The sequence below is a fragment of the Methylophaga sp. UBA3613 genome, from assembly GCF_002375415.1.
Lineage (GTDB): Bacteria > Pseudomonadota > Gammaproteobacteria > Nitrosococcales > Methylophagaceae > Methylophaga.
In genome coordinates, this window is the sequence record NZ_DFLS01000006.1 from 133,772 (window position 1) to 150,438 (window position 16,667).

The window sequence follows — 16,667 nt, forward strand, 5'->3', positions numbered from 1 at the left end:
GATTATTTACCGCTCTCTTTGACAATTATTCTGCCTTGGGCCGTTTTAGGAAAAAACTCACCAAAAAATGGATACGTCCCTGGCTTTAATGGGCCGACAAAAATGATCGCCTGAGTATTGCCGGGGATGACTTTTTCACGGTTAAGCTCATAACTTTCAAATTCTTCAGGAGTAGCATCTTGATTTTTGACCAGTAATTTCACCTTGGTATCAGCGGGAATCACTAGTTCATCCGGATAAAATAGATGATCTTTGATGAGGATTTCAAATACGGGTGGCGCAGCGTAACTCTTTATTGGAATCAATAGGATAGCCATGCATATAAAAAAATACTTCATCATTTATTCATCACTGCAGGAAAATCTATAATGACCTTAAGGCCCGTTTCAAATGCTGATTTGGTCAGTTTGATCTCAGCATGATGCATTTCAATAATATGTTGAACGATAGCGAGACCTAGACCACATCCCGGTAATTGGAGATCACTGTTTTCGTTCTGGTATCGATAAAACCGGTCAAAAATACGCTCATACTGGTCTGGCGGAATACCGGGACCATCATCCTCAACGGTTAATCGCACACCTTTCTCAGTGGGATGAACATGAATGACAATATGCCCCTTTGACGGTGCATATTTGTTGGCATTGTTTAGCAGGTTCTGTAACAGTGTTTCCAGGGCAAATAAATGACCATACACCTGGGCGGATTCACCAATCAATTCAATATATTGCTGACGCTTCTCAAACTGTTGATAATCTCGTGCAATAACCTCGCTGGCCAATTTGTACAGATCAATGGCTTCGGCTTTCGCTGCAATTTGCTCAGGCGCTGTCCGATACAGCATCAGGATCTGGTTGACCAGATGGCCCATCCGGTCAACAGCAGCCTGCATGAGTTGCCAATCTTCTGTGTTATCTCCGTAGGTTTGTCGAAGATTATGTAAATGTATCTGCAAGGCACTGATAGGGGTACGTAATTCATGTGCCGCATCAGCCGCAAAACGCTGTTCACGTTGAAAACTTTGGTCAAGACGCCAGAATAGTTGGTTAATAATTTTCACCAACTGACTCATTTCAATGGGCAATGGGGCCAATTCAATCGGTCTTAAATCATCAGCCTGTTTGCTGGAAAGTTGCGCAGAAAGCGTTTTCAAGGGCTTTAACCCGGTACCAATTAACCACCAGATTACTATGGCGGCCACTACGATGCCGAAAAACGCCGGTAATATGGTGGCCAAAACAATATCTTCCGCCATAGAACTGCGAACATCACTGCGTTCTCCGACGATAATCCATCGTTCAAATTGCGGATCAGGATGTACATAGTTATGCCAGCGAAAGCCTTTGAAATTAACGTCATAAAATCCTTGTTCAAATTGACTTAGCGCAATATGGGGAGCAGTTTTAGAGCGAGTTAATAATTGGCCGTTGGCATCCCAGATTTGAAAAAACAGATAATCACTGGTGGGACTTTGCGTCGAATCGACTGTATTTTGACCAATGTGAGCGGAGGCAATCAGTTCAGCGGTGTTGATTAAACGTTCATCAAACAATTGTTGTGCCGTTTCAATACTGGACTGATACCCTTTCAGTAACGACACAAACATCACCAGTACCAGAGTAGCTACTAATATCAGTAGGAGATACAGTCGGATTGATTTCATGGATTACTGATTTGATACCCTACGCCGCGGATGGTTTTAATAAAGCCTTCTGGAAGTTTTTTACGTAAATGATGAACATGTACTTCGATGGCATTACTGGCGACCTCTTCACCCCAGCTGTACAGCTTTGATTCCAGACTATCCCGGGTCTGCACACGACCAACATTCTCCATTAAGATTTTCAGCAACATAAATTCACGTCGTGGTAATTCCACCAACACATCATCCACTTTTAACTGCATGGCTTTGCTGTCCAGACTGACGGAACCGATTTGTAATGCAGCGTGTTGCTGACTGCTCAATCGGCGTTCGAACACTCTTAATCTGGCCAGCAGTTCATCAATATCAAACGGTTTAGCCAGATAATCGTCGGCACCGGCATCCAGTCCGATGACGCGATCATTAATACTGCCACGAGCCGTTAATACTAATATAGGTACTGTAGCATTGTGCTTTCGGATCTCTGCCAGCACGTCGGTGCCATCCATATCGGGCAGTCCCAGATCCAGAATTACCATATCAGGCGGTGTAGTTTTGATGCTGTTAATCGCCTGACGACCAAGACTTAAATGATTTACCGTAAACCGGTCATGCCGCAGCGACCGCATAAGACCTTGCGCCAATGACAGATCATCTTCAATTAACAGTATTTGCATGCGTTTGGTTATTCATATGTTTGTTGACTTCTGCCAATGCCTTATCAATTTCCATTAAACGGCCTTTATCAGCCAGTGGTCTATCTGCTCTGGGTGCCGCCTTTTTCGCGAATAACAGATAAGACTCCGCTTTTTTATATTGTTTTTTATCTACTAAAAACAAAGCATAAAAATAATTACTATCAATGCCTTGTGGATTTAATCTCAATGCATTTTTTAATAGCTTTTCTGCGGTAGCCTTATCACCGAACCCCAATGGCCAACCTGGGACCTTATAATACAGTGTCCCTAATGTAGTATAGGCTGAACCATTCAATGCCTGATCATCAATTTCAATGGCTTTTTCCAGATCCGCTTTGGCTGTTTTTGCCATGGATAATGCACCAAGGCCGCCTTTAATACCGGCATAACTGGCATAAATAATTCCCCGCCAGATTAATACATCCGGTTGATCAGGTGAGAGTTTTTTTATCTCATCCGCCTTTGCAGTTAATGATTCAAACGCCTCTATCTGTTGTTTGTCAGTTAACTCATAATTGGCATGTTCCCAGGCGGATTGCAATTGCAATGCTTCAGGCGATATTGCCTGAGCCGATAGACTGAAAACAAATAATCCCAGACTATAGAATAAAACAAATACTTTTTTCATTTTGCTGCTCCTGTCCAATAACGCTGAATCAGCGGAAGTTTTTTGGCTAGGCCTTGATCCACCCAGCGACTATTGATTGAATTCAACCAACCGAATAAACGTTCGGGCCAGCCTAAGAACTGTTCACTACGTTGTGTTTTCTGATAAAAATCGACGAACTGACTTGCCACGTTTTCAACACTATCACTATGATTTCCAAGTGCTTTATTCATTGCAGTCACGTTGTCATCGTTCATTGCTGTAGTAATGGTGCGGGGCGCAAATAAACGTACAGTGATAGGCGTATCGGCTAACTCTCGACGCATTGCTTCCGTAAAGCCTCGCAGACCAAATTTGCAGGCACTATAAACACTGAATCCCGGAAACCCGAGTCGGCTGAATGCCGAACCGATATTGATGATCTGGGCTTTATCTGCTTTTCCCAGTAATGGGAGTAGTAAGCGTGTTAATTCGATAGGTACCATTAAGTTGGTGATGAGCATCTTCTGAATGCTGCTTTCATTCATCTCTTTGAGTGGACCGAAATGATTGCTGGCCGCATTATTAATTAATGCATTAATACCTCTGGGAAACTGTTGGCAATACGAAAGCACTGCCTGACGGCCTTCACTTGTCGTTAAATCACTGGCAATGCAGTGATGTTGACCACCTAATGTACGATTAAGCTGTTCCAGTTGAACATGATTCCGACCACACAACACCAATAAAAAACCTTGAGCAGACAAGACTTTAGCCAGTGCAGATCCCAGTCCACCGGTGGCACCGGTTAAAACGATAGTGTTGGACGATGAATTCAGGGGCGTATTCATACTGTAAGGCTCCGAAAAATATCGCCATACAAACGATAGAACATTTTGCTACTGTGAATGATCAGTTGTTGTGCCTCTGGATCGTCAATCCGGTTCATCAAAGCTTCAAAAAATTTCACATGATCCTGATCCAAAGCGCCATGTGAACGTAGATAACTAAAGGCTTTATCAGGCAAAAACAACGCATTTTGAATCGCTGTCGCGGCATTATCTGCAGTGGCAATACTGGTGCCCTCAAGTACATGAACCATGCCAAAAAAACCCAGTGGATTGATGCGGAAAACCGTATCGTAGGCATAGGCCACCATCAGCTCGGTGGCAGAATTTGGACGACTGTTTCGCACCAATTCTTTATCATGACCGCATGCAGCGATATCATTCAGAATCCACTCTTGATGCCCCAGCTCTTCTTCGATATATTCCGCAACAGCTTCCCGTAACCACTCATACTGTTCTGGCAATTGTGAGCCAACGGCCATCAGCAATGGAACGGTATGTTTAACGTGATGATAAGCCTGCGTTAGAAAAGCTATATAAAGATCCAGCGTCACTTCACCCCGCATCGCCTGATTAATAATTGGGGCAGAAAATAAGTGTTGTCGCTCAACGTCTGTCTGCTGGCAGAGTGTGTCAAAAAATCCCATACTGTGACTCCTGATAGATAGCTTCCAAATCATGCTGAAAAAAAGTAAAAATTCGATCGCGTTTTGGTCGACCATTGGCTGTGAGTAGTCCAGCTTTTGCTGTTAACGGCTGTTCAAGACGCTGCCATTTGGTAATTTGTGCGTAGACTGGAAGCTTTTTATTAACGTGTGATAGCCAGTTTTCCAATGCGGCATCGTTTAAATGGGTATAAATTAATGCGGTGCAATACGGTTTAGCATCACCAAACAAAATACATTGCAAAATCCCAGGATGAGCAAGTACTTCGCTTTCTACCCATTCGGGATTTATATTTCTACCGTAACTCGAAATGAGCAGCTGTTTTTCACGTCCCTGGATGACTAAGAATCCATCCTGATCCAGATAGCCCATATCGCCGGTGGAAACAGTATTTTGATGTGATAGGTCCGTGCCGATATAGCCCAGAAAAGTATTACCCGACACCATGATTTCACCCTTTTCAATTTGGATATCTACATGGGGTAATACCTTTCCGGCTGTTCCAGGATTGTCTTGTACTGGCGTATTGAGACTGACCACTGAACTACATTCAGACAAGCCATATCCTTCATATACTGGGAGACCAATCTGACGAGCACGTTCAATCATTTCGCTGGCGACGCGACTTCCCCCTACCGCAATAAATTGCAAGGATTCAGGTGGCTGCCATCCCTGTTCAGCGGCGATTAGTAAAGCCGACAATAATTCTGGAACCAGAATCAGACTTTCTGGTTGATAATGCGAAATGGTGGTTAATAACTGAAAAATGTTGCCTGACAGACTGCCGGAAAAACCGGTTTTCTCCATGCCAAGTAATATAATCTCTCCACCACTTAATAAAGGTGTGTAAAGCCCAGCAATATTTTCCAGTAATGTGCTTAATGGAAGTAAGGCCAGATGCCGAACATTTTCCATTTTCAGCACGCTTAATAAACTCTGACTGACTTGGTATTGATTGTCGTTACTCAGGCACACCCCTTTTGGGTCGGCTGTTGATCCTGAAGTAAATGTAATTTTTGCCGTGCCAGGAGGCAATGCGATGACTGAGATATTTCGGCAGGCTGTAAAGGTCAACATCAAACTTTTTACAAAGTGACTTTCACCCAGAAACTCATCATCAATCATTAATGGACGATCATGAATCAGCCCAATAGCCCCCGCACTCTGTAGTGCATGTTGCAGTTGATCTGGGGTAAAAAATAATGGCAATGGCAATAAAATGATTCCGGCGCGCTGTGCTGCCAGATCCATAATCAACCATTGCACGCTGTTATCAGCCAGTAAACCAATAACCTGATGTTGATATTCCATTAATTCGGTTGCGACCGCTTCAACCTGCTGCATCACCTGTTGACGTGTTCGTTGCTGAACGTCATCTAGCACACAAATGTTGTCTGGCTGTTCAATGGCTAGTTTTTCAAAGGATTGTAAAATTTTGCTGTTCATTGACGAATTATCCTCGCCGTGCTTTCCACAAAATCCTGATGGGTTTCCAGTAACGATTGAATCACCTGATGTTGGCGCAGGTGTGCAATAGCTGTCGCAAGATGACCAGCCAATACCATCGGTTGATGTTGGTAATAACTGCCCCACTGTTGAGTTTTATCAATCAAACGCTGGGGATCAGCTTCACCTAACATGATGGTTGAGAGCTGGAGTCGAGAAATCAGATGCCTGACCTGGCGGGTTGCAGTGAATACCACCCACTGATAGTTAGCCTTATCCAATACGGCGGCCAGTAAAATAAATAATAATGGACTACCACTATTAAAACTGGCTGCCAAATTACCTATTTCGACCATGTCCGACCGTTGGGTGTGGACACCATACAACTTCAGGGTGTGTTCAACTGGCTGCGAAAGATATTGTTCCAGAAATAATGGGTGCTGCTGAACCGGTTGAAAACCAATGGCAGAGTCAATCTCACCCTCCATATGACTGGCGAGAAAGTACGGCAAAAAATGGCAGATTTCCGCTCCGAAAGCATCATTAAACCGCTCACTGATAAATGACTGAACAGCCGGTTTATCAATTGATTGATTATCTATGAACGAAAGTGATTTATGTGGAAACAACAAACGTTGTTGCCAATGCTTTGCAGTCTTCAGTGTCGTATTATTTAATATGGTTGCTTCCATAAATCATCTCCAGATGTTTATGGTTGCCTAGCATAAAGCCGGATACTTAAGAAAAGCTTAAGCTGCTTTTAAATCTAACAGTGATAAAAAAAAGCCTGAAACTATCTGACAGATAATTTCAGGTCGGTTATTTATTTCCAGACTGTTTTTACTGTATTAAATTGGGCATATCGTAACGTTGTTCCCGATACAGCCATGAGGGTAATAGCACATGTGCCAACGCTTTTCGTTCATCTTCTGCAGCGGCAGGCCCGATGATTTTCAATTGCCGGGTACTCGGTGAATAATATCCTTCAAGCGCCGTATTTTGCGGCCTGAGAACAGTGACTTTCTCACCCTGCATCAAGGCGTAATAGTCGGCAAATTGCATCAAAGCCCGGCCGCTCGACTGCTGCTCTCTTTCCAGACTTAAATCACGGCCAATCATCGGGGTTTCCGCACTTATTCCCATTAAGGATAACAAGGTAGGCGGCATATCAATCTGACTGGCAACTGTGGGTATGCTCCGTGGCTGGATATCCGCGCCTAAAATTAGCCCTGGGATCTGAAAGCGCTCTATCGGCACTAAAGCATCACCAAACACATTCAAGTCATGATCGGCAATCACCAGAAATAGGGTATCTTTCCAGTAATCGCTTTGCATAGCCTTATCAAAAAACTGGCCCAACGCATAATCAGCATATTTCACTGTATTGGTATTACTGTGTTTAACAGGATTGTCTAATTCAATGCGGCCATCGGGAAATTCATAAGGTGAATGATTACTGGAAGTGAATACCAAGCTGAAATAGGGTTGTCCTTCAGCATGTTTTTGTTGCAGTTGCTGGTGCGCTTTATTCAATAAATCTTCATCGGATACACCCCAACTTCCGGTAAAGACCGGATTGTCATAATCATGCTGATCAATCACCGACTCGAAGCCATTGCCAATAAAAAAGCTCGCCATATTGTCAAAGTGTGACTCTCCACCATAGATAAACTCAGTGAAATAACCTTGTTGCTTTAATAGGTCGGCAATGGTGAAAAAGTTTTGTTGAGAGAGCGATAACTTCACCACACTTCGTGCAGGCGTCGGCAAATAGCCACTGATTACCGCCTCGATACCTCTCACTGATCGGGTGCCGGTGGCATAAAGCTGTTCAAACCACCAGCCTTTTTTCTTTAGGCGTTCAAGTTCAGGAGTGACAGAATATTCGCCGCCAAGCGATTCCACAAACGTAGCTCCCATACTTTCTTGCAGAATAATCACCAGATTGAGTGGCTTATCTCGCTGTACAGAGGCCTGACGGGTATTCAAGGTGGGAAATTTACGCTGAGTATCTTCATCAATCCATGGATAATTTTTATGTAGTTCCGACAGGATCGCTTCATCAGTCATCGTGCCATACACTTCAGCAGCATTGGATTCGTGCTGCATATTGTAAATCGCAAAATATACTGACCAGGCTGAGTTCAGCATAAGACTATTGACCATGGCATCCGGTGTCAGAGCAAAGCTGGACGGATTGGCAGGTCGATGACCAATAGACGATCGAATCATTAAAGCAAGTATCAGCAGCAACAGTGGCCAGGCAAGCCAAATCTTCCATACTGGCCAGGGTTTCTGATTATTGTTCAACCAGCACTGCAATAGTTTTACTGCCACGCTGCCGGAAATAATGGTGAGGGTCACTCCAATCAATAACGGCCAACGAAAACCCTGCCAAAGTGTGGCAAAGACTTCTTTTGGATAACGTAGATATTCCACAAATAAGCGGTTAGGACGCAGATCATACTGACTGATAAACGCGGGGGTAGAAGCTTCCATAAAACTGATAAGGACAATAACCAGCACGCCCCAAATCAGCACCAGTTTTTGCCAAATCTTCCATCCTAATTGATTTGCCAGTAATGGCAAGCCCAGCGCCAATGGCACAAGCAGCATACCCATCATAATCAAATCTGCACGAATTCCTTGCCAGAAAATAGTGGGCAGTGATGTCGCAGCAACCACCCTATCCCACTGCCACACGACTAAGCCTATACGCGATAAACTCAGAATAACCAAGCCGGTGAGAAGCAGCTTTATCAATATCAGATAAGGGCCAAAAAAAGACTGTAATTTAGTCATCATCAGCCTCGCACTATTAATGGCCACAAGATGGTCAGCCAGGTAGCCAGAGCGATAATGAGGGCAATAAGCACCGCCAGAGAACCATAGTCTTTGGCTCGTCCCGATAGCAGATGAGGTTCGGTGCTAATACGATCAACAACGCATTCAAATGCTGAGTTCAGTGCTTCAACCATTACCACAAGCAATAAAACCGTGATCATGGCTAGTCGTTCAACGGATGATACCTCGAGAAAGAAACTGCCAATGCCTGCAATTAATAACAGCAGAAAGGCTTGTCGAAAAGCGGTTTCATAACGCAGTGCAGCGAAAAGCCCCTGTATGGAATAACCAAAAGCATAAAGCAGCCGTTTGCATCCAGTATGTTTTTCCACAAAATTGCCCCATTACTCAAAATGAGGCTAATGCTACGACACCAATACTTAACTAAACCTTACGGAATTGAATTTTGTTTGATTAGTCAGTCTTTTTGTTTTAAATCTTGTCTAGAAGTTAATAGCATCAATTAACGGGAGACTTTATGAGATCCAAACTAACTTTCTGGCACTATCTTGTTATGGGGATTATTGCCTTTGGTTTTATTGATGCTGCGGTGATGTTTTATCTTGCCACCATGCATTGATATCAGCGTCGGGTATGTGGACGATCCAGATTTAAGATTGGCCCGGCAGGAACCACACCCGTTGGATTAATCGTTTTATGACTACGATAATAATGATTTTTGATGTGTTGCATGTTGACGGTTTCAGCCACGCCGGGCCATTGATATAACTCACGAACGTATTCAGAAATATTCGGATAATCTTCAATGCATTTCAGGTTGCATTTGAAATGGCCGTGATACACGGCATCAAAACGAATCAATGTGGTAAACAATCGCCAGTCTGCTTCGGTAATATCATTACCGACTAAATAGCGATTTTTGCTCAGACGCTCTTCAACCTCATCCAATGCATTAAATAATGGAAAAACAGCCTCTTCATAAGCCTGTTGTGTGGTGGCAAAACCCGCTTTATACACACCATTATTAATGTTGTCGTAGACATCATCATTAATGGCATCAATTTCTTGTCTTAACGCCTGGGGATAATAGTCACCGGCCTTGGCACCGATTGAATCAAATGCACTGTTGAACATACGGATAATTTCAGCAGATTCATTGCTGACCATCGTGTTCTGCTTTTTGTCCCACAACACCGGTACCGTTACCCGTCCACTGTAATCTGGATCGGCAGTGGTATAAATCTGATGCAGAAATTTCGCCTGATGCAGCGGATCTTCAATCACCCCTTCCGCGTAATCAAAGGTCCAGCCATGTTCCAGCATCAATGGATTGACTACCGAAAGGGAAATCATATCTTGCAGATTTTTAAGTTTGCGAAAGATAAGCGTTCTATGTGCCCATGGACAGGCTAAAGAAACATATAAATGATAACGACCCGCTTCAGCTTTAAAACCACCCTCTCCACTTGGACCGGCACTTCCATCAGCAGTCACCCAATTGCGGAACTGTGATTTGCTGCGAATAAATTTTCCCTGATTGGAATCTGTGTCATACCAGCGATCGACCCACTGGCCTTCCATTAATAAACCCATAAAATACCTTCCTTAAAATAGTTAGATGTTTGCTGTAATTTTCATTGACTGTTTTATTGGCGAAGCTCACAATTTGTGCACTTGATAGCGAATAAGTTCATGAAACATCTCCACACACAGCAGCTTGACCAGCACCCTGCCAATTTCTGGCAACTGTTTGTATTGCTATTTTTGCTTAATAGCCTGGCCTTTGCTGGCTGGGTAGATTTCCGTCAGGTAACGGTTTCAGCCCACTCCGGTTTTGTCGCCGAGTTCGATCAGCTTACCTTAGCTAATCAACGTGATCATTTCCGGTCCCTGTTAGATATTGAAAATCTGGCTACACCAAGTGTAGATGATGGTGATAACGAACAACACTGGCTGGTTTATTCATCTGTTCTGATACTTCCTGCTGCGGCACTATTGCTTGCTGAGGATCTGTATTATTTGACGTTACTGATTATCAGTGACGGCAAATATCATTTACCGTTAAATCGCGCACCTCCACTCCAATAATCCTTTTAAAAACTTTTTTGTTTAACGAAGCTTTCTTCGAGGATTATGTATGCGTTCATTCTATTCACGGGCTGTTTTATTCAGTCTGATTATTATTGTGGGCTTGCTTAGTGCATTGCCTAATGTGTTGCCGCAGTCTACGACACAACATTTACCTTCCTGGTTTACCGACAATACCTTTAAATTAGGATTGGATCTTAGTGGTGGTTCCCATTTGCTGATGCAGGTGGATATCGATGATTTACGACTAAATGATCATCAGCAATTAGCTGAACAGATCACAGATGCTTTACGTGAGGCAAGAATCTTTATTCAGCCAGTTTCAGTCAATAAAAACCAGCTGATTATCATCCCAAAAGATTCCAACCGCCTGACTGAAATCAAGCAAATCGCTCGTTCCTATATAAAAGATCCAAAAGGTGGTTTGGCCTTGTTTTCAATAGAGGATGACCATAATCGCTTAACCATTACCCCCACTAAAGCGCATAGCGAAAATCTTACGAAAGATGCCGTTGAACATAGCTTGAAAGTTGTTCGGCAGCGTCTGAACGAAAGCGGTCTGGTTGACCCGACTATTACTAAACAAGGTAGTGATGGCATTCTGGTGCAATTACCTGGGGTGGATGATCCAGGTTATATCCGCACCCTGCTTGGAACCACCGCCAAAATGACCTTTCACTGGGCGGCTAATGCAGAAACATCGGGTGTAATCAAAGCTCAGGGTATGACTGAAGGTGAAGTCTATACTCTGGAAGAGCGGGTGGCGCTTGAAGGTCAGCATATTAAGGACGCCAATCTGGTATTCAGTCAGGAAAATGGCCAGCCAGTGGTCAGTTTTGAGCTGGATAAAGAAGGTGCCCGGTTGTTTGGTGAAATGACCAAGAACAATATTGGCCGCTCTTTGGCGATTGTATTGGACGATAAAGTTATTACCGCTCCGGTTATCCGCAGTGTCATTGCTGGTGGTCGTGGAGAAATCAGCGGTTCCTTTACGGTGGCAGAAGCCAATGAACTAGCTTTGCTGTTACGTGCCGGTGCATTACCCGCACCACTAAACGTTATAGAAGAACGTACGGTGGGACCGGATTTAGGCAGTGATTCCATTTCGATGGGTATTACTACAGGGGTGATTGGTGCCATATTGGTATTGGTCTTTATGCTGGCTATTTACGGCAGCTGGGGTTTTATTGCCAGTTTGAGTCTGACGCTCAATATAGGTCTGATTTTTGGTGTGTTGAGTGTATTAGGTGCGACACTGACACTGCCTGGAATTGCCGGAATTATTCTGAGCATTGGTATGGCAGTTGATGCCAATATCCTGATAAATGAACGGATCCGCGAAGAAACCCGTCGTGGCAAACGTGCACTAATTGCTTTGGATGCCGGTTTCAGACGCGCTTATAGTACGATCCTGGATTCCAATATCACCTCATTGATCGCGATCAGTCTGCTGTTTATGTTTGGCAGTGGTCCAGTGCGAGGTTTTGCAGTGGCAATGGCGATTGGTCTGATTACGTCAATGTTTACTTCGATTTCTTTTACCCGGTTATTGATGGAATGGCGGGTAAAGCGGATGCCAAAACAGGCATTACTAAGTATTTCGGGTATAAAGTCGCTGGATCGTCTCAGCAATAGCAAGATTGATTTTATGCGGGGACGGTTTGTAGGTATTACCGTTTCTGCCATCCTGTCACTGGCAGCAATTGGTTTATTCTTTCAACCCGGTTTGAAATATGGCATCGATTTTAGCGGCGGCACGGTGATGGAAGTGCAGGCGCCAGATACCAATGTTGAACAACTGCGTAAAGCCCTGCAGGATAAAGGTTTTACCCAGGCAGCAATCCAGGAGTTTGGAGATAATGACTATTATCTTGTACGGTTACCTATGGAAGGAGCCGAACAAGTAGCGAGTGGTAAGGTGGTTGAAACCATCAAAACCACGGTAACGGAAATATCGGCTGATGCCAGTTTTCCGCGTGTTGAAATGGTTGGACCAAAAGTCAGTGGTGATTTCCGCGATGCCACTATTCTGGCCATTGTATTTGCCGGATTCGGCATGCTGGCGTATCTGTGGATCCGTTTTGAGTACCACTTTGCTTTAGCCGCTACATTAACCATTGCGTTAGATTTAACCAAAACCATCGGTTTTTTTGTACTGGCCGGGGTAGAGTTCAATCTTACGGCGGTTGCTGCGTTATTGGCATTGATTGGTTATTCGGTGAATGACAAAGTGGTAGTGTTTGACAGGGTTAGGGAAAATCTACGCTTAACGCCTGACAAACCGATGCTGGAATTACTTAATGAAAGTATCACTTCAACGCTGACTAGAACGGTCTTTACGTCAGTCACCACATTTCTGGCATTAATACCGATGGCAGTTGCCGGTGGCAGCGCAGTAGCTAGTTTTGCTCTACCGATGTTATTCGGTATCGTGATTGGTACAAGTTCATCGGTGTTTATCGCTGCACCGATTGTGTTTTGGATGGGCCAGCAACGCTTACGCAAAGGTCTGCCACAATTACGACTTTCTGCTGAAGAAATGCAAAAGAAACTGGACGCCATTATGTAGATAAATTCAGATTTAAATTTAAACGCTAAGTAATTAATAATTAATGCTTTATGGTGAACAAGATCTCACTGTAAAGCATTTATCAAGGATAAAAAGATGACGTGGTTGATGTTGGTTGCAGGATTAATTCTACTGATTATAGGAGCTGAATTACTGGTGAAAGGCGCCTCGCGTTTAGCAACCAGTTTCGGAATTCCCGCTTTAGTGGTTGGTTTAACGGTGGTGGCATTTGGCACCAGTGCTCCTGAAATGGCTGTCAGTGTCAAAGCGGCTTTTTCCGGTCAGGCTGAACTGGCCATCGCCAATGTGGTGGGCAGTAATATTTTCAATATTCTGTTTATTCTCGGTCTCGCGGCTTTAATCATGCCGTTGATGGTTTCACAACAATTGATCCGTCAAGACGTACCGATAATGATTGGCATCAGTTTTGTCGCGTTGTGGATGATTCAGGATGGCACCATTGGCAAACTTGAAGCAGCCATTTTGTTAGCTGGTGTTATTTTATACACGGTGTTTCTGTTTTATCAGGGCAAAAAAACGGGCATTGATGCAACAGTAGAGGTTGATGAGAAACCGGCACCGACCTGGCTAAATATATTACTAATTATCGTCGGATTAGCCTTGCTGGTTTTGGGTGCGCGCTGGTTGGTTCAAAGTGCGGTGACGATTGCCTCATCGTTTGGTGTCAGTGAAGCCGTTATTGGCTTAACCATTATCGCCGCTGGCACGTCACTTCCAGAAGTCATGACCTCTGTTGTTGCGACCATCAAAGGTGAACGGGATATTGCTATTGGTAATGTGGTAGGAAGCAATATCTTTAATATTCTGGCGGTATTGGGTTTGTCGGGTTTGTTTTCCCCTACTCCATTACTGGCAAGCGAACAGCTGATGCAGATTGATGTACCTGTTATGTTGGCTGTGGCGATTTTATGTTTACCCTTATTCTTTTTGGGAAGCACGTTAAATCGATTTGAAGGCTTCTTATTCCTGGTGTTATATGTCGCCTATGTCTGGTTTACCATTGCAATGGCCTTGTCTTTACCGTACCTCCCACAACTGCAAGCCGGACTAGTCTATGGATTGGCTCCACTGGTTGGCTTTTACGTGTTACTTTGCCTGGTAAACGATTTATTACGCAGACGCTATAATTAGTGTTAACCATTATCTCTCACTTCAAATAGGTATTATTTGGGGTGAGGGATAATTATTTTATGGAGCATTTTCTATCTCAGGCCAGCCGTTAATCTCCGGGTCAAACCCGGGTTCCAGCGCCTGTATTCGTTTTACCAAAGGTGGATGTGTAGACAGCATTCCAGACATTTTATTTGAAAGCTCGGCAAACAACATGTGCCTAGCCTCTTCCAGTTCATCATGTCTGACTTTATTGGCACCTTGTTGACTGAGGGCCCCTATTTTTTTTAACGCGCCCGCTAACGCAATAGGATCACCGGTATAACGTGTGGCATCCGCATCAGCAAGATATTCACGTTGACGAGATATCGCTGCCTGCATGATTTTTCCCATAAAAGCCCCTAGTAATCCCAGTAGAATCAGAGCAATTCCGATTAACAGTATTTGAGCACCACCTTTTCTGCCGCGCCCACCTGAATGCATCAGAATCCGTCCGACAACATAAAGTGCCATCAAGCCGTGAATCAAACCGATTACACGAAGGTTGAGCCGCATATCGAGGTTACGAATATGAGCAAATTCATGGGCGACTACTGCTGTCAGCTCATCACGATTCAATAACGTTAATGCGCCACGAGTCACGGCAATAGCCGCATTATCGGGAGAGCTACCCGCAGCGAAAGCATTAATTCCGGGTTCGTTTTCAATGATAAAAACCTGCGGTGTCTGAATGCTGGCTCCCAGCGCCACTTCCTCAACGATGTTTTGATAACGTGTAACCAAGGGATCACCGGTTATCTCGTTAATATCAGTCGCTCCCAAAGCCTGAGCAACCTTTGCACCGTCACCGCCCATGGTGACTATTTTCCAAACAGAGGTCAGAACAATCACCATAGCAACGCCGGCAGCAACCAACCCAAATAGTTGCCAGTTAACCATTAATTGTTCAGTCTGATTAATACTGTCGCCGCTCATCCTGACAGAAGCCAGCGAGGCAATCACGGCTGCAATCAACGCCACAGAAAAAATAAACAAAGTCATCATCAATCGACTTTGTTTTCGGGCATTTGCACCCAGTTGATAGCTGCTCATTGCAGCCATTTTTAAAACTCAACCTTGGGCGCGTCTTGAATCGCTTCACGGTCATCAAACTCCAGCTCTGAGGCGCGAGTAAAGCTGAACATATTGGCTAGGATATTGGTCGGAAAAGTTTCCAGAACATTGTTATATTCAAGCACCGTATTGTTGTAGCCGCGGCGCGAGGCTGCCACTTTGTTTTCAATGCTGGTCAGCTGTTCCATCAGATCACGGAAAGCACCATCCGCTTTCAGATCCGGATAAGCTTCTGATAAAGCGAAGATGCCGCCCATTGCTTTACCTAACACACCTTCAGCCTGTCCAAGCGCCAGCATTGACTTTGCATCGCCCGAGTCGGTTTGATCACGCATTTTTTCTGCTTGATTGCGGGCTTCAATTACCCCATTAAGCGTTTCCTGTTCATGCTTGGCATAGCCTTTAACGGTGCTGACCAGCTGCGGAATCATGTCGTGACGTTGCTTAAGTGTAACGTCTATCTGTTTGAATGCATTCTGGAAGATATTGCGATGCCGAACCAATTTATTGTATTCAATAATCACATATAAAATCAGCAGGCCGACAATCCCTAGTAATATCCATTCCATATTTACTCTCCTTCTATTGAATTTAATGTCGTGATTGATTATGGATTAGTTACCCATAGTATTAAACAGCTTACTGACTATGAAAGCTAAGGGCTATTAACGTTCAGCCAAATACTATCTCAAAATCACGATCAGTCTTATTAACGTATTACTGCCAATATCGCATAGTTTGACTGATTACCATTTGTCTGTATTATCGCAGGCAGTTTCAGGTGCCTTTATTGCTACATGTGATTAAGGTTAAACGGGAAACAGGTGCGCCTCTTATTTGGTTATTCCTGTACTGCCCCCGCAACGGTAAACAGTTATTTCATTGCTCTGGTCGCTATCTGCCTGATAGATCGACAGTCACTGTACTTAACAGTATGGGAAGACGAGACATGATGCCGAGGGTCTGTTTTTATCTTTCATCGCCAACATTCGTAATGGCCAGTAAAGAAAATCAGCCCCCAATATGGCTAAGCTGTAAGTCCGGAGACCGGCCCGAAGCTAACTAAGGAGTCGTG

The 16,667-nt window shown here is 44.0% G+C and carries 16 protein-coding genes and 1 riboswitch; of the genes, 3 read left to right on the top strand and 13 right to left on the bottom strand.

The genetic code is table 11. The annotated features are described in order from the left end of the window. Positions 1-2 precede the first annotated feature (2 nt). The 11 genes from B3S93_RS06900 to B3S93_RS06950 all read right to left on the bottom strand — a co-directional run bounded on the left by B3S93_RS06900 (position 3) and on the right by B3S93_RS06950 (position 10,284). Complete coding sequence (locus B3S93_RS06900) at positions 3-341, bottom strand: cupredoxin domain-containing protein (RefSeq protein ID WP_292357127.1); 339 nt, start codon at positions 339-341, stop codon at positions 3-5. After that, positions 338-1,663, bottom strand: coding sequence for an ATP-binding protein (locus tag B3S93_RS06905; protein ID WP_292398949.1), 1,326 nt, complete (start codon positions 1,661-1,663; stop codon positions 338-340). The genes B3S93_RS06900 and B3S93_RS06905 overlap by 4 nt, the downstream gene beginning before the upstream one ends. Next, positions 1,660-2,319 (bottom strand): response regulator, encoded by a 660-nt coding sequence (locus B3S93_RS06910; RefSeq protein ID WP_292398952.1) that lies wholly within the window; start codon positions 2,317-2,319, stop codon positions 1,660-1,662. Before B3S93_RS06910 ends, B3S93_RS06905 begins: the two co-directional genes overlap by 4 nt. Continuing rightward, positions 2,300-2,968 carry a tetratricopeptide repeat protein gene (locus B3S93_RS06915; RefSeq protein ID WP_292357131.1) on the bottom strand — a complete coding sequence of 223 codons (669 nt, stop codon included), beginning with the start codon at positions 2,966-2,968 and terminating at the stop codon, positions 2,300-2,302. Before B3S93_RS06915 ends, B3S93_RS06910 begins: the two co-directional genes overlap by 20 nt. Beyond that, positions 2,965-3,777: an SDR family oxidoreductase gene (locus tag B3S93_RS06920; RefSeq protein ID WP_292357133.1), complete on the bottom strand. Its 813-nt coding sequence runs from the start codon at positions 3,775-3,777 to the stop codon at positions 2,965-2,967. The genes B3S93_RS06915 and B3S93_RS06920 overlap by 4 nt, the downstream gene beginning before the upstream one ends. After that, positions 3,774-4,421 carry a TenA family transcriptional regulator gene (locus tag B3S93_RS06925; RefSeq protein ID WP_292398954.1) on the bottom strand — a complete coding sequence of 216 codons (648 nt, stop codon included), beginning with the start codon at positions 4,419-4,421 and terminating at the stop codon, positions 3,774-3,776. The genes B3S93_RS06920 and B3S93_RS06925 overlap by 4 nt, the downstream gene beginning before the upstream one ends. Continuing rightward, complete coding sequence (locus B3S93_RS06930) at positions 4,408-5,886, bottom strand: AMP-binding protein (protein ID WP_292398956.1); 1,479 nt, start codon at positions 5,884-5,886, stop codon at positions 4,408-4,410. Before B3S93_RS06930 ends, B3S93_RS06925 begins: the two co-directional genes overlap by 14 nt. After that, positions 5,883-6,578, bottom strand: a complete 696-nt coding sequence (locus tag B3S93_RS06935) for a thermostable hemolysin (RefSeq protein ID WP_292357138.1) — start codon at positions 6,576-6,578, stop codon at positions 5,883-5,885. Before B3S93_RS06935 ends, B3S93_RS06930 begins: the two co-directional genes overlap by 4 nt. A 148-nt stretch (positions 6,579-6,726) precedes the next feature. Beyond that, positions 6,727-8,691, bottom strand: a complete 1,965-nt coding sequence (locus B3S93_RS06940) for an LTA synthase family protein (RefSeq protein WP_292398959.1) — start codon at positions 8,689-8,691, stop codon at positions 6,727-6,729. Then, positions 8,691-9,062 carry a diacylglycerol kinase gene (locus B3S93_RS06945; RefSeq protein ID WP_292357141.1) on the bottom strand — a complete coding sequence of 124 codons (372 nt, stop codon included), beginning with the start codon at positions 9,060-9,062 and terminating at the stop codon, positions 8,691-8,693. The genes B3S93_RS06940 and B3S93_RS06945 overlap by 1 nt, the downstream gene beginning before the upstream one ends. A 250-nt stretch (positions 9,063-9,312) precedes the next feature. Beyond that, on the bottom strand, positions 9,313-10,284 hold the full coding sequence (locus tag B3S93_RS06950) for a glutathione S-transferase family protein (protein ID WP_292357142.1): 972 nt from the start codon (positions 10,282-10,284) through the stop codon (positions 9,313-9,315). Between the two features lie 99 nt (positions 10,285-10,383). Between B3S93_RS06950 and B3S93_RS06955 the strand changes: the two genes are divergently transcribed. From B3S93_RS06955 to B3S93_RS06965, 3 genes are all read left to right on the top strand, one after another. Next, positions 10,384-10,779, top strand: coding sequence for a hypothetical protein (locus B3S93_RS06955; RefSeq protein ID WP_292357143.1), 396 nt, complete (start codon positions 10,384-10,386; stop codon positions 10,777-10,779). A 49-nt stretch (positions 10,780-10,828) separates the two neighbouring features. Next, positions 10,829-13,348: a protein translocase subunit SecD gene (gene secD, locus B3S93_RS06960; RefSeq protein ID WP_292398962.1), complete on the top strand. Its 2,520-nt coding sequence runs from the start codon at positions 10,829-10,831 to the stop codon at positions 13,346-13,348. Positions 13,349-13,444: 96 nt separating this feature from the next. Continuing rightward, complete coding sequence (locus B3S93_RS06965) at positions 13,445-14,500, top strand: calcium/sodium antiporter (RefSeq protein WP_292357147.1); 1,056 nt, start codon at positions 13,445-13,447, stop codon at positions 14,498-14,500. 57 nt (positions 14,501-14,557) lie between these two features. On the opposite strand, the gene B3S93_RS06970 is transcribed toward B3S93_RS06965, so the two are convergent. Together B3S93_RS06970 and B3S93_RS06975 are read right to left on the bottom strand one after the other, a co-directional pair. Continuing rightward, positions 14,558-15,580, bottom strand: a complete 1,023-nt coding sequence (locus B3S93_RS06970; protein ID WP_292398965.1) for a M48 family metalloprotease — start codon at positions 15,578-15,580, stop codon at positions 14,558-14,560. A gap of 2 nt (positions 15,581-15,582) precedes the next feature. Further along, entirely contained in the window at positions 15,583-16,161 is a 579-nt protein-coding gene (locus B3S93_RS06975; protein ID WP_292357151.1) for a LemA family protein, read from the bottom strand. Between the two features lie 193 nt (positions 16,162-16,354). Next, positions 16,355-16,662, top strand: a riboswitch (cobalamin riboswitch). Positions 16,663-16,667: the final 5 nt, after the last annotated feature.

Excerpts from the sequence above, each read along its gene's own strand:
- B3S93_RS06900 (WP_292357127.1), bottom strand. The coding sequence starts at position 341 with ATGATGAAGTATTTTTTTATATGCATGGCTATCCTATTGATTCCAATA.
- B3S93_RS06905 (WP_292398949.1), bottom strand. The coding sequence starts at position 1,663 with ATGAAATCAATCCGACTGTATCTCCTACTGATATTAGTAGCTACTCTG.
- B3S93_RS06910 (WP_292398952.1), bottom strand. The coding sequence starts at position 2,319 with ATGCAAATACTGTTAATTGAAGATGATCTGTCATTGGCGCAAGGTCTT.
- B3S93_RS06915 (WP_292357131.1), bottom strand. The coding sequence starts at position 2,968 with ATGAAAAAAGTATTTGTTTTATTCTATAGTCTGGGATTATTTGTTTTC.
- B3S93_RS06920 (WP_292357133.1), bottom strand. The coding sequence starts at position 3,777 with ATGAATACGCCCCTGAATTCATCGTCCAACACTATCGTTTTAACCGGT.
- B3S93_RS06925 (WP_292398954.1), bottom strand. The coding sequence starts at position 4,421 with ATGGGATTTTTTGACACACTCTGCCAGCAGACAGACGTTGAGCGACAA.
- B3S93_RS06930 (WP_292398956.1), bottom strand. The coding sequence starts at position 5,886 with ATGAACAGCAAAATTTTACAATCCTTTGAAAAACTAGCCATTGAACAG.
- B3S93_RS06935 (WP_292357138.1), bottom strand. The coding sequence starts at position 6,578 with ATGGAAGCAACCATATTAAATAATACGACACTGAAGACTGCAAAGCAT.
- B3S93_RS06940 (WP_292398959.1), bottom strand. The coding sequence starts at position 8,691 with ATGATGACTAAATTACAGTCTTTTTTTGGCCCTTATCTGATATTGATA.
- B3S93_RS06950 (WP_292357142.1), bottom strand. The coding sequence starts at position 10,284 with ATGGGTTTATTAATGGAAGGCCAGTGGGTCGATCGCTGGTATGACACA.
- B3S93_RS06955 (WP_292357143.1), top strand. The coding sequence starts at position 10,384 with ATGAAACATCTCCACACACAGCAGCTTGACCAGCACCCTGCCAATTTC.
- secD (WP_292398962.1), top strand. The coding sequence starts at position 10,829 with ATGCGTTCATTCTATTCACGGGCTGTTTTATTCAGTCTGATTATTATT.
- B3S93_RS06965 (WP_292357147.1), top strand. The coding sequence starts at position 13,445 with ATGACGTGGTTGATGTTGGTTGCAGGATTAATTCTACTGATTATAGGA.
- B3S93_RS06970 (WP_292398965.1), bottom strand. The coding sequence starts at position 15,580 with ATGGCTGCAATGAGCAGCTATCAACTGGGTGCAAATGCCCGAAAACAA.
- B3S93_RS06975 (WP_292357151.1), bottom strand. The coding sequence starts at position 16,161 with ATGGAATGGATATTACTAGGGATTGTCGGCCTGCTGATTTTATATGTG.